Annotated in this window: 11 protein-coding genes and 1 pseudogene; 5 read left to right on the forward strand and 7 right to left on the reverse strand. The window is 32.2% G+C overall.

What is annotated here, in order from left to right:
- Positions 1-565 precede the first annotated feature (565 nt).
- Genes G9F74_RS28770 through G9F74_RS28780 form a run of 3 tightly spaced genes read left to right on the forward strand, consistent with a single transcriptional unit; the run spans position 566 to position 1,860 of the window.
- Positions 566-1,255, forward strand: coding sequence for a response regulator transcription factor (locus G9F74_RS28770; RefSeq protein WP_165406388.1), 690 nt, complete (start codon positions 566-568; stop codon positions 1,253-1,255).
- Entirely contained in the window at positions 1,239-1,394 is a 156-nt protein-coding gene (locus G9F74_RS28775) for a hypothetical protein (protein ID WP_165406389.1), read from the forward strand. The genes G9F74_RS28770 and G9F74_RS28775 overlap by 17 nt, the downstream gene beginning before the upstream one ends.
- A gap of 55 nt (positions 1,395-1,449) precedes the next feature.
- Entirely contained in the window at positions 1,450-1,860 is a 411-nt protein-coding gene (locus G9F74_RS28780) for a hypothetical protein (RefSeq protein WP_165406390.1), read from the forward strand.
- 302 nt (positions 1,861-2,162) lie between these two features.
- Here the strand turns inward: G9F74_RS28780 and G9F74_RS28785 are convergent, their stop codons facing one another.
- From G9F74_RS28785 to G9F74_RS28810, 7 genes and pseudogenes are all read right to left on the reverse strand, one after another.
- Positions 2,163-3,977, reverse strand: coding sequence for an acyltransferase family protein (locus G9F74_RS28785; protein WP_165406391.1), 1,815 nt, complete (start codon positions 3,975-3,977; stop codon positions 2,163-2,165).
- A gap of 366 nt (positions 3,978-4,343) precedes the next feature.
- Complete coding sequence (locus tag G9F74_RS28790) at positions 4,344-5,009, reverse strand: YkyA family protein (protein WP_165406392.1); 666 nt, start codon at positions 5,007-5,009, stop codon at positions 4,344-4,346.
- Positions 5,010-5,029: 20 nt separating this feature from the next.
- Positions 5,030-5,851, reverse strand: coding sequence for a peptidoglycan-N-acetylglucosamine deacetylase (locus tag G9F74_RS28795; protein ID WP_165406393.1), 822 nt, complete (start codon positions 5,849-5,851; stop codon positions 5,030-5,032).
- Positions 5,852-6,325: 474 nt separating this feature from the next.
- On the reverse strand, positions 6,326-7,447 hold the full coding sequence (ald, locus tag G9F74_RS28800; protein WP_165406394.1) for an alanine dehydrogenase: 1,122 nt from the start codon (positions 7,445-7,447) through the stop codon (positions 6,326-6,328).
- A gap of 136 nt (positions 7,448-7,583) precedes the next feature.
- Positions 7,584-8,807 carry a PucR family transcriptional regulator gene (locus G9F74_RS28805; RefSeq protein ID WP_098821836.1) on the reverse strand — a complete coding sequence of 408 codons (1,224 nt, stop codon included), beginning with the start codon at positions 8,805-8,807 and terminating at the stop codon, positions 7,584-7,586.
- Between the two features lie 117 nt (positions 8,808-8,924).
- Positions 8,925-9,212: pseudogene (locus tag G9F74_RS30715) on the reverse strand (DDE-type integrase/transposase/recombinase); the annotation flags it as partial.
- Between the two features lie 337 nt (positions 9,213-9,549).
- Positions 9,550-10,950: a zinc dependent phospholipase C family protein gene (locus G9F74_RS28810; protein WP_165406395.1), complete on the reverse strand. Its 1,401-nt coding sequence runs from the start codon at positions 10,948-10,950 to the stop codon at positions 9,550-9,552.
- A gap of 302 nt (positions 10,951-11,252) precedes the next feature.
- Here G9F74_RS28810 and G9F74_RS28815 point away from each other — a divergent pair, with 302 nt between their 5' ends.
- Positions 11,253-11,468, forward strand: a complete 216-nt coding sequence (locus tag G9F74_RS28815; protein WP_059304065.1) for a hypothetical protein — start codon at positions 11,253-11,255, stop codon at positions 11,466-11,468.
- Positions 11,469-12,499: 1,031 nt separating this feature from the next.
- The gene (locus G9F74_RS28820) at positions 12,500-12,760 is read left to right on the forward strand and encodes a hypothetical protein (protein WP_260408284.1); all 261 of its coding nucleotides are present in this window, start codon (positions 12,500-12,502) and stop codon (positions 12,758-12,760) included.
- Positions 12,761-13,086 lie beyond the last annotated feature (326 nt).

Raw genomic sequence — 13,086 nt, forward strand, 5'->3', positions numbered from 1 at the left:
TTCATCTCCCACCTATCGTTGGGCTACGCCCTTCACACGCTTGAGGAAGGAGAATTCTTTCGGGAAATTCGTTAAATCAAAAGATTCATAAAAAACGTTATTCTTTCTAAACAAGATTATTAGAAAGAATAACGTTTTTTATTAGGTTCTTAGGTTGATAGACATGTATGGTTCCCGCTAGGAGGTAATACATATAGAAAACAACAGTAGCAAAAATAATAATAGAGTATTGGTTAAGGATGCAATTGATTAAATAAAGTTTTTGTGTAATTCCACAAAAGTGAGATGTATTTTTCTCCCTTCTTAACAATGAAAAAACGTTTTGAACACTCTATACTCTAATTACATTGAACTACTCAACGTTTTCTTTATACTGATACAGATAAAACGTGGCTTGAAGTTTATACCTTTGATCATAAGGAATGGCCAAAGATCAAAAATTATGAAGCGGCAGTTAAAACAAGAGAGCATGTATATGAAACTCCAAAAAACTCCAACTACCAGAATCTTAAATCTTTTATCAAATCCATGGCTGATTATCAACGAAAATAAAGGAGCAGAGAGTATGACAACAATTTTAGTATTAGATGATGAGATAACAATTCGTAGTTTTATTACTTTAAAGATGAAGCATGCTGGTTTCAATGTTCTAGAAACCGATACAGGTGAAAAAGCTCTTGAGCTTCTAGAAAATCATAATGTTGATATTATAATACTTGATGTTATGTTACCAGGAATAGATGGTTTTCAGGTATGCAAACAAATACGAAAAAACAACGAAAAGATTGGTATTATCATGTTAACGTCACGTGTACAAGGTAAAGATCAGGTTCACGGTTTGACAATTGGGGCAGATGATTATATTAAAAAGCCATTTAGTATAAATGAATTAGTAGCACGTGTACAATCATTGCTAAGAAGAGTAAAAGAAACTAAAAAGGATATGGCATCGATTCACTCAGAACCATTTAAATTAAATATTCTGCAAGAAAAATTATATAAGGATGGGATAAAAATTGACTTAACTCCAACAGAGTATATTATTTTACGATATTTAATGGAAAATTCCATAAAACCAATTCCACGTGATGAACTCTTAAATAAAATATGGGGTATAAATTGTTTAAGTGACACAAAAGTAGTAGATGTGAATATCAGTCGTCTTCGTCAGAAGATCGAACCTAGTCCTTCTAATCCTCAATTTCTCCTTACTGTATGGGGAAAGGGATATAGGTGGAATGGAAGAAAACAATGAGGGGAAAATGTATCACCTGGTTACTACTACTAGTGATAAACAAAAACAGTTGGAAGCATTATCAGGAATCGTTTTATTAGTAAGTAGAAGATTAGCTAACCTTTTTATTCTTGATAAAACTTCCACTGTAATAATATAAAAACATATTAATTATTTATAATTTTATATACAGATTCATTAGGAGGTGTAAAAAGATGAAACAAGCCAATTTAACTATAACCCTAACACTCATTCAACTATTCACTTTAGTAACTACCCTATTTATTTGCTCCACAAATGTGCCATTTTTTCCTTGGTTTATTAAAAAAGGATTTGGGTGGATTGGAATCTTTATTACTGCCCCTGTACTATTAATTATAGGCACAATTATGACATATTATGATAAGAAAAAAACAAATTCTATCAAACGAATGAGACAAAGTATTCCTTTCATTACTGTAATTTTCTTCATGTATGTCTCCTTTTTCTCTTTGACAGATAGAATTGTAATAACGACTTTTATCGTTAATCTTGTATTAGTTATCATTACAATTACGTTTTTATCACAAGATATTTCTAAATTACATAGAAACAGAAAATATAGACTTAAAAGAATACGAATGTAACAAAATTGTTCTGATGTATATACTGATTAGCACAAAAAGACTCCATTTTGATTAATCTTTTTCAAAATGGAGTCTTTTTGTTTGACGTAAAATCAAGGAAATAAATTTTTCTGATTAAATTCTATTCTAAACTAATAACATGCTTATGTTCTTTATTATAACAAACCTTGAGTTTAGTTAATTATGGAGTTAAATAACTTGTTTTACAGCTAAATCCTATTGATAGATATAACAAAAAGAAGTTTTGACTACCTCTATTTTAAAAATAAAATGAATAGTAAATTATCTAGACGAGAATCAAATTACTTATCTATATGCTGAACAACAAGTGAAGCGTATTCTTTTGCTCCTGTTGGATTTAAATGAATTCCATCTGGTTCGAAATATGATTGATTTCCAGCACTTGCTGCATACCAATCAACTAGCACAGTATTTTGAAATTTGGAAGAGACTTCTTTTAATTTCTCATTAACTACGGACTCCCACGGACGCGGTATTCTAGTATTAACTAATACAATTTCACGTTCATCACCTATTAACTGAATTAACGATTCTAGTTGCTCAGTAGTAAATGCCCCATTTGTACCTAATCCAATAATAACATGACTTCCTAAAGTGCCTTCCTTTTTCATTCTCTCTACTATCTCCAATGCTTGAGACATCTGTCTTCCAATTTTCGCATCAATATTAATATTTGGAAAAGCATCTTTTAAATACGGAGAGACATCGATCATAATTGAATCACCAATGGCTGTAACAGTTTTAGGTTGTTTAATTTGTTTAGAGGCATCTTTATTTTCGTCCTCTAATGTTTTATCAACCGGTTTCTCTTCCTTAGTAACTGGATGAGCAGGTTCCTCATTTTTTTTCACTTGTACCGCCTCTGTCCTAAATTGTTTAGAATTGTCTTTTACTTTTCCAGCTGTTGAAAAACCAAAGATAACTGTTATGGAAAGGAATATTGAACATGTTAAAGCAACTTTATTAACGAATGATAAGTCTCTTATTTTCAAGTCCTTTAAACGAATATTCTTCAATGCACCTTGACGAATTGGATTTTCAATAAACTTCCACGAAAGATGTGCCATAAGTAGAATCAAAAAAACTTGAAAAATAGCTTTAGTAAGATGAGGTCCTTCTGTACTAGCTTGCGAGCTCGTCAATGTGATAATCGGATAATGCCATAGGTATATTCCATAGGACCGAATACCAATCCAACGTAATGGTTTAAACCTTAAAAGCACACTAATTCTGCTAGTTGGATGAGCAAGGTTGGCTACTAATAAAGCAGTAACAACTGATAAAAATAACATTCCTCCACGATATAGGAATGAGTCATATTGATTTGTCTCCCAAAACATAATTAAAATAATAATTAAAGCGATTCCCCCAACTACATCTAAAACAAGACGGGCTGACGGAATAATTTTATTAGAAAGTCTATTACTTGGCCAAAGTAGAGCGAGTACTGCCCCTATTAATAGAGAAAACGCTCTTGTATCGGTACCATAATAAACTCTACTTGGATCACTTCCTGGTTCATACAGTACAGCCATTGCAATTGCTGAAGCAATTGCTCCTAAAAAAATAAATAGTGTCATACGTGATCGTTTTTTTATGTAGTAGAATCCTAAGCTAAGTATGAATGGCCAGAATACATAAAATTGCTCTTCAACAGCCAACGACCAAAAATGATTTAAAGGAGTAGGTTGGCCAAAGTTATCAAAATATGATAACTTATGATAAATGTACCACCAGTTACTAATATATAATACTGCTGCTAACGAATCTCCCCGCATTTTTCCTAGTAAGGAGTTATGAAATAACGTCACCCATGCAAAAACAATAATGAGCATAACAAACATTCCTGGAAGTAATCTTCTTGCCCTACGTATCCAGAAATTTTTCAAATCAATTCTCTTATATTTCTCCCACTCAGTAGCAAGAAGATCGGTAATTAAATAACCAGAGAGCACAAAGAAGACTGTAACGCCCAGGAATCCTCCAGGAATCCACTTATAGTTGACGTGATATAACACGACACCTAGTATAGCCAGTCCTCTTAAACTATCTAATCCGACCATATAACGATTATTTTTCTTTAATGGTGTGGGCATGTATAATCCTCCCTTAAACTTTGCTGATATGTTTGGTTACTTTTTCTCATAAGTGATTATCAACAGAAAACAAATGAAAACTCTATGAATATGAGAAAAAGTACATCTATACAACGAAACTTTTATATAGAAATTCCTTAATTTGTAATTTCGTTCTTTGTTACCAAGCCAAAAAGTCGAAAGAGCATTATAAAATGCTTTTTCGACTTTTACATTATATCATTTAGTTAACTAGTACTTGAATACCCCCTTCTAATATTACACAATCCCAATTTATCCTTTTTACAGATTTTCAATATAAAAAGCTCGGTGTAGAACTTTGATTTGTCTGTAGATAGAAGGGTTTCAAGGTACTTAAATTCATAATTATTTCTCTGGCTTTTGCTCTTTTATTTTTATCTTCGCGGCTTTATAAAAACTTAATTTCTCCTTATTATACTCTGTAGTATATTGATTGAACTTTTCTTTTTCCTTTAGTGTTTCTTTATTTATTACATTGTAAGCTTTAACTTTCTCACTAATCTCTTTTAGTTTTGTTTCTTTTTCTTTTAGCTTTTCATAAAGTTCCTTTTCAATTATTAATGATTTTTTGTAACTTCCATTCATTTTTAGAAAAGCATCATAACGCTTTTTATAAGCTTTTTCAACTGTTTTGGCTTGTTCTTGTAATTTTTCATCCTCGATTTTATTTATATCATTAAGAACTGATGTTACTTCTTTTTGTGCTTTTTCTAATACATCTGCTTCATTATCTAACTCTTTCTCACGTTCAGATACATTTGCAACAGCTTGTTCTACTTGGGGTAGTGCTTCCTCATTATTCTCTTGTCCTTTCTGTATAATTTGATTATACAATTCTTGTCCCTTTGCTTCTAACTGCTCTAATTTTTTTACATTATCAGATAACGCTTTTTCTTGATTTGCTGCCTTTTCAAAAGCAACGTATAATTTCTCTTCTGGCTTTGCTCCTAAACATCCCCCTAGAAATCCAATTGATAGGATTCCTATTAGAATCGCTTTTCTATTAATCAATTTCAATCCCTCCTACAATGTCAAATACGTTTATCGTGCCAAAAATTTACTGGAAAATGTTCCTCTTCATGATACGCTTCAAGTTCATATCCTTTTTCTTTTAATCCTTTTATGATAGCGGGTACAGCAGCAACAGATTGCGGATGAATATCATGCATTAAAATAACTTCTTGTGGTTCTGTTGCACCTGCTAGTACATTTTGAACAATTTGAGCTGAAGCTGAATCAATTGGCATCTTGTTATACTTCCAATCTAAAGAATCAATTGTCCAATCCCAAACTGTAAAACCAGCTTCTACTGCTTTATTGCGAAGTTCTTCATTTAGTCCTGGCATGGAGCCATATGGTGGACGTGTTAATTTGGGAGATTCCTTCAGAATATTTGCTATTAAATTTTGATCTTCCTTCATTTCATTTACATACTCACCATCGGTATATAATTTCTTAAAGTTATGTGTCATACTGTGCATGCCCACATAATGGCCTTCTTCTTTCTCTCGTTTCACTAAATCCGGAAACTGCTTCACGTTTTCACCAATTAAAAAAAATGTTGCTTCCGCACCATTTTGTCGTAGGATGTCTAACAACTCAGCTGTATATTTACCAGGTCCATCATCAAAAGTAAGATAAGCAACTTTTCTCTCTTGGCCATTAAAGCGCTTTGGTGCTTCTTTCTTTATTTCATTTTTTGCTTGTTCACTTGCTAATTGCACTGAATTCTCTTGCTTCGTTACGGACCTTGCTGGTGAAGTAAGAGATTGATACATAAAATAGCAAGCTACTACTGCAATAATTGCTATAATTGTAATAGATATACGTTGTATATTAGTAGTATTTCTCATAATAGTAATCCCTTTCGTTTTATATATTAATTTTATTATGTGATTCACATTTGATTTACTATTACATTTATAAATAAAAAATCAAAGTAATAATTTTTTCTCCTTTTAATAGAAGAGATATAAGTTGTTGAGGATATATACAATGTCCAAAGCTACATTGGAGGTATTTTTCCGCATTGATACGATTTACAGATAATGCTTTTGAAGTATTTGGAGGAATAGACATTTATCCTTCATATAATTTTTAAAACTTCATTAACGGATATAAAAACGATTCCTGATATGTTTATATTAACTATTAAATCGATTAAATTTTTCTTATAATACAAGAAGATTAGATAATAATTCTATCCAATCTTCTTGAGGGATTCAGATAGTTTAACTATTTTACCGCTAATTTCTTAAATCAAATGACAACAACTTAGCTTCTTTTTTCATCTTATTTAATACATGAAAGGCTCATGTTAATTTGGTTTATTTTTTCGTAAGAGCTTCTTCTATAGAAACACAAGCATAGCCGAGTTCTTTTGCAACCACTTCACATGTAACTTCACCGTTCAGCATGTTTACACCGAGTTTTAATGCATTGTTTTCAAAGATTACTTCTTGCACACCCTTATTGGCGATTTGTAAAGCATATGGAAGTGTTACATTAGTTAAAGCGATGGTGGAAGTTCTTGGAACTGCCCCTGGCATATTCGCAACAGAGTAGTGAAGTACTCCATATTTTTCGAATGTCGGGTTATCATGCGTTGTAACATGATCGCAAGTTTCCACGGCCCCACCTTGATCAATGGCTACATCCACGATTACAGAACCGGTTTTCATTGCCCTTACCATTTCTTCTGTAACTAACTTAGGTGCTTTTGCACCAGGAATCAAAACAGCACTAATTAATAAATCTGCTTGTTTTACTGTTTCCGCGATGTTAAACGGGTTGGACATCAATGTTTTGATTTGAGTACCGAAAATGTCATCCAGTTGGCGTAATCTTTCTGCATTCAAGTCAATAATTGTTACATCAGCACCTAGGCCAATTGCCATTTTCGCAGCATTTGTTCCTACAATCCCTCCTCCGAGAATAGCGATTTTCCCACGATTTACACCGGGAACACCTGCCAGAAGAATCCCTTGTCCACCATTTGATTTTTGTAGGAATTGTGCGCCAATTTGCACAGACATTCGTCCAGCTACCTCACTCATTGGTGTAAGAAGAGGACGTGTATGATTCACTTCTACAGTTTCGTAAGCAATTGCAGTAACGCCATTATCTTTAAGAGCTTGAGCTAAAGCTGGCTCTGCAGCCAAATGCAAGTATGTGAATAGAATTAACTCAGGACGAAAGTATGTGTATTCACTCGTGAGGGGCTCTTTTACTTTCATAATCATTTCTGATTGTCTCCATACTTCTGCAGCACTTAGAATAATTTCTGCACCGGCATATGCATAATCTACATTTCTAAACCCGCTTTCGACACCAGCATTTGTTTCAATCAGTACTTTATGTCCAGCCTTTACAAACGTAAGAACTCCTGCAGGTGTAAGTGCAACACGGTTTTCATTATTTTTAATTTCCTTTGGAACTCCAATAATCATGAAATGATTTCCCCCCTGTACTTATCTTTGTGTAACTTAGTTGTAGTCCAAGTATAGGGTATTAAAAATCTTTTTTCATTGTTGAGAAAAAAGAAAAATGCAGCATCCTTTTGTGGAATTCCACAAAAGGATGCTGCTACAAGAATTTTTTTAGTTTAAGATCCAAGAACATAATCATTTTTTTATTTGGATCTTTTAAATCAATCTCACTGATTTCACAAATACGTTTAAGTCTATAACTTAATGTATTTGGATGAATATTTAACGATTTTGCTACCTCACCCACATTGCAGTCTTTGTTCAGAAAAGTTTCCAACGTCTCAACAAGATTACAATTATACTTATGGTCATAATCATACAGCTTTTGTAACGCTTGATTTTCATACTCTTCACATTTTCTTTTCTCAAGGAGAAGGTCAATCAATTGATAAATACCCATATTTTGATATCCGTAGATATTTGCTGTGTCGCAAGGGAATTTTTCCTTTATAGATAAAACAGTTAGAGCCTCTTTATAAGCTTTATCAACTTTTTGATAATCACTATAAACACTACTGAACGCTGGCTTGATAGACTTAATTCCAAATCGTTTTTCCATTTTATGCACAAACATTTCAACGAAATTGTTGATTTCATTGGACGGTCGATTAACACCATCTAATGGAATCAGAAGAATTAATCGATTACGATCTATTGTGCCAAGTAAACCTTCAAAATGTTGGCTTGTTTTTAACAAATAAGAAATCTGTCTTTCTATTTCATTTATAATTTCCTGTTCAAACTGGAATACGATGATAGTAAATACAGATGCAGGAGTAATGTGCAGTCGATGGAAATTTTCAATAATCTCTTCATTTACTTTTATATGATTGGTCAATAATTTCCATAAAAATTCTTGTGATTGTTCGCCCTTTATATTTTTACGAGCTTGAATCTGTATTAATTTACTTTTTATGGCCTCTGCAGCTTTTTTCAGTAAGGTGCAATTTTCCTCAGTTAAGGGATGTTCGTCTTCCATAGCCCAGATGAACCCCAAAACTTCCTCTTTGTTCCAAATAGAAATAGCAACCCTGTTACTGAGACCAACACCATCTATCTTCTTTACACGAATAGGTTCACGTTTTTTCAAAAGTTCAGGAATAACGCCTTCTTTCCACAAACTGTTAATTACTTTTTCAGGTACACGTCTTCCCATAATAGTTGCAACTCTCGCGGAGTCTATTCTTTCGGCATGAGTACTATATGCCAGAAGACGATGATTCACATCTTCAATTGTAACTGGGCATTGTAGAATCTCACTAATTGTGTCAGCAAACTCTTCTAAACTGTTAAAGTTGATTTTAGAGAAATCATTTTTCATATATGTCAAAACTCATCCATCCTATTTAAAATATAGTTTTTATCTACTGTAAAATGTAAAAAAGTATTCATTGTGTAAATTAACAAACCTATAACACTTTTTATTAATAGTAGGGAATCGCTGTAACTCACTACACGTTGAAAAACCAAAGTTTAGTCGCAAACTTCGGTTTCGTTTATATAGAGCATGAAGCGTTTCAATTCCTTTAATCGTAAGAGAAGTATGACCCCGATTTTGAAAGTCTGTGGATTTCAAAAAAGTTCGCTTTTTTCGAAGTTAAATATCTAATATACGTCCATATTTATTGATTGCACGATATAGATAACACCATTTTTTTGAACTTTATATAGTTTCTTCATCTAGCTTCTAGGATAGATGAAGGCTTTTCATTTTCTTCTTCCATAATGGTCATACCAATTACAACTTTATTAAAACATTAAATTCCCAATGCGTAAACAGTAGATTTTGGCCGAATGTATTCAGTGATTTAATTATTATTTCATCAAATATGGATTTTTGATGAAATAAGGAAATTATGGATACCTTTTTAGAAGACATTGCATATGTTTGGTTATATATAATATTTATCTTTCAATTGATTAAGATGGCTTCCTGCCATCCCTTGTCCGAAGCCAACTCATCTCCCGCCTACTCTCTTCGCGTTCCTTGAGAAAGGAGCCTTCTTGGTTAAAATGATAAAAAACACTCGTTCTGATTAAGGACGAGTGCTTTTCTTTTTAGATTATCTAACAGGGATAAACTTCCATGAGCTAGGTTTTTGTGTTTTTTCACCTAGTACAATCCAATTTTTCTTTGCATTTATATTTTCATAATTTAATGGATAGTCATCTGTAAAAATATTATATTCTGTAGGATTATCCAGGTTAATTTTAATTTTAAAATCAGCTAAACTATCAGATTTTTGAGCAAGGTGAATCCAACTAGAATAATTAGACCAATTTAAATATTGGAATTGGTCGTAATTTGAGTGCTTCATGCGAAGATATATACTCTCCCCGTGGTGTAGCTTTGCATCATTTTCTTTGTAGAATTCAAATTCCATAGGTGTACCAGATAAACCATTGTTTTCTTTATTTGCAAGTGTGACATAATCGTAACGATTTGCTATATACCATTCAAATGTTAGACCTTGATAAGGAGATTCACTTGGTACAATATAATAGTTTTTCCCTGCTTCTATGACATTTCCCTCTATATCATAGATTAATGCAGTCTCTATACTTGGAGCTTTCACATTTTCAGTAAAAGTTTTAAACCACAGATTTAAAAAACCTGCTGTATTGCGCTGAGCTTCTCCTAAGCTTCGCTGCACAGCTGGGGTAACCATTTCTTGCCACAATTGTGCCTTACCACTATTATAATACTTAAATGTTTTATCATTAGTAATATTTTGGATTTCGGGTTTAGCTACTCGGGCTGCATAATCAATCCATTCTTCAGGTGTGGATAGGGAATTGTTATAGTTCCCTCCAGTCTTGACTGCAAATTGATTTTGAATGGTTGTAACATAATTTTCAAAGTAGCTATGATATTTTATAGCTCTCGTATCAATTGCAGTAAAATTTGCTGCATGCATAGGTTGGGTAGCATCTGTAAAGTAGTGCGTAGCTACTCCTAAGTAATAGAAAGCTTTTTCATAGTCCTTATTTCGTAAGTGTTCTCCAGATTCATAAAAGTATTTCTTACCTTGTGTAAGAGCGGTTGGATTTGTTTCTCCTCTATAATTTTCTTTAGTATCAGGATCATAAAAATGAGATTTCCATCCACCTTTAAAAACGCCGCCTATTCCTGTTCCACCATCATTAAACTCTGCATTATAATCTGCATCATATAATCCTTTAGAAAATAGATCTTTATATTGTGGATAATTTAAAAAGTCCACAGCCTGCTTATTTGCTTCAATATTAGATTCTGTTTTCATAATTTCAATAGCTTGTTTTGCAATCCATAAATGTGTACTTTTATCAGAATGATACGGAGCTTCTGCAGACCATCTTGCAGTAATAGGATCATTCTCATTTAAATCAATTTGATCGAGATGAGCATAACTACTTTGAGGACATGCTCCTAAAATAGTTAAAGTCACTCCAGCTATACATAGTGTTGATACGATTTTTTTCATTTTTTATTCCTTCCTAAATATAAAGATTCTTATGCGGATGTTCACCTTAACAACGACAGTTAAATAGCTCTAATAAAAGAGCGATTAGCAAAGGCTAACTGCTTAATTTCTCTCTTAAAGGAATACAACCACACATCGATTAAATTAAAAATTTTAAATTAACCTTAAACAATAATTTTCCTTCTCTACATCTAGTTATATATAAAAGCGCGTCTTATTTAAACATGTTTTTTTATGCAATTTCGCATATCCAAAAATAGGGAATCAAATAACCTTCCATAGGACAATAGGAGTTGATACATATGTGGGAAAGATTTAAAAACTATAAGTATTCCTCAAAGGAATTAAAGTTCATGCTTTGGCTATTTGGTATTACTTGTTTTGTACACTCGGTCGCTTTCTTTGGTGGACTATTTTCTTCCGAATTTCTTTGGTTTAAAGGTCTTTGCGCTATTGCAGCATTACTAGCTTTTATGGATGTAAAGCGGAAAATCAATAAGTATAAGGTAGCATTGTGAAAAGGATTCATTACAGGTTCCTTTTTCCTATGCGAAATAAAAAAAGCAGTGGATTGGCTACCTATCCATGTTTATCCACCCCACGGCAATTTTTAATTTAGGTATTGAAATTCTCTAAATCTCGATGTATTATATTTTTGTATTTTCTCAGTTCCTAAGCCGAGAAAACATCATCACTTCTGAAAGGACCCGAACTCCAACGGGTTCTTTTTATTTACTTGAACTCATTTTTGAATTATTGTATTATATTTTCAGGTCTTACTTATATAAATCATTATCAAGAGAATCTGCGGGTTTGCAGGTTCTTTTTTTGTTAACTAAAAAAGCAGTGGACACCGCATTTTAATTAATCAACTTTAAATCAATATCTACACTATAATAATTTATAGAAATTATAAGAATAGATAAATAGAGAAGAATGGTGCATTATTACCTAACATACTATATTTATATTTAATAGACTATAATAAAATGAATTTCTTGTTATCGCTAAATATAATTATTGAATATATGTAAGTCACTGACATTCTGACCATGAATTTTTGAAAGGGTCGAAAATTGTATATTTTTTTACAAAAAGTAAGTTATAATTTCTTTTGAAGAGCAATCTGTAAGTCCCATTGAAATATGTGGTAAATTTACATGGGACATGGGATATGAAATACATATTTGAAAAGAGATAATGAACTTAAAAAAAGTGTTCTTATCTCTTTTTTACTTATATGATGAGGAAATCAATTGTGGAAAAATTAAACAAACGTTTGTTTAAAACATTTTGGCTATGAATCAATGTATGTGAGGTACGGGATTCAATTGTCCACTTTGTTCAATTTCACGTTTATTATATAAATTTTATATAACAAAGAACAAAGCATCCTATTTGGATGCTTTTCGTGTAAATGATTTAGAGATGATTTTTGAGACATATTTAAAGCAATATTCAACATATTTTAGGTTCAATTTCATTTATCTCAAATACCATGGTTTTTGGTAACTATCGTTATCTTTAACGTACAGGAACTGATTAAAATGTGTCCAAATTGTATCTAAACGTACAATTTTCTTTTTTGGATATGGTGAGGCCATATATTGTAAACCAAAAAGAGTTATTAAAATTTTTAAATTCAAGTTTAAATGAATATACTAATGCAATGAAGAAAGGGGTAACTCTAGCTGAGTTTGCATCTAAAAAAGGCATAAATGAAGCAAAGTTAATCCATTATTTTGCAAAAGAACAAAAAACAATTAGATATCGCGTTAAAAAAAGGAGAAATAGATCAACAGATGTATAAAGACCTCTTACCTGATATCCATCATGGTATTTATAGAGCTATTCATTATAATCCTAATTCTAAAGCTAGTGGTAGTGTTAAAAAATAATAAGTTAAGAAAAAAGCCCATTTAGGGGTCACCATACATCGCTATCAAGCTAAGAAATACAAATACCTCTAAAACGAGAAAATGTACATCTTCATGTGAAAATGTACATTTTTTGTTTTGGGGTGTTATAAAATTCTTAAGTTGATGGATGTGGGGTAAACACACATCGCTATCAAGCTAAGCTCATACAACGTCAATTATAGTAGAGAGTGTTTCTTTTTTCTAAAGGTTATGTGTA

The sequence above is a fragment of the Bacillus sp. EKM202B genome (genome assembly GCF_011066025.1).
GTDB classification, from domain to species: Bacteria; Bacillota; Bacilli; order Bacillales; family Bacillaceae_G; genus Bacillus_A; species Bacillus_A toyonensis.

Bases quoted from the DNA above. Each gene is read 5' to 3' on its own strand.
- G9F74_RS28770 (WP_165406388.1), top strand. From the start codon at position 566: ATGACAACAATTTTAGTATTAGATGATGAGATAACAATTCGTAGTTTT.
- G9F74_RS28775 (WP_165406389.1), top strand. From the start codon at position 1,239: ATGGAAGAAAACAATGAGGGGAAAATGTATCACCTGGTTACTACTACT.
- G9F74_RS28780 (WP_165406390.1), top strand. From the start codon at position 1,450: ATGAAACAAGCCAATTTAACTATAACCCTAACACTCATTCAACTATTC.
- G9F74_RS28785 (WP_165406391.1), bottom strand. From the start codon at position 3,977: ATGCCCACACCATTAAAGAAAAATAATCGTTATATGGTCGGATTAGAT.
- G9F74_RS28795 (WP_165406393.1), bottom strand. From the start codon at position 5,851: ATGAGAAATACTACTAATATACAACGTATATCTATTACAATTATAGCA.
- ald (WP_165406394.1), bottom strand. From the start codon at position 7,447: ATGATTATTGGAGTTCCAAAGGAAATTAAAAATAATGAAAACCGTGTT.
- G9F74_RS28805 (WP_098821836.1), bottom strand. From the start codon at position 8,807: ATGAAAAATGATTTCTCTAAAATCAACTTTAACAGTTTAGAAGAGTTT.
- G9F74_RS28810 (WP_165406395.1), bottom strand. From the start codon at position 10,950: ATGAAAAAAATCGTATCAACACTATGTATAGCTGGAGTGACTTTAACT.
- G9F74_RS28815 (WP_059304065.1), top strand. From the start codon at position 11,253: ATGTGGGAAAGATTTAAAAACTATAAGTATTCCTCAAAGGAATTAAAG.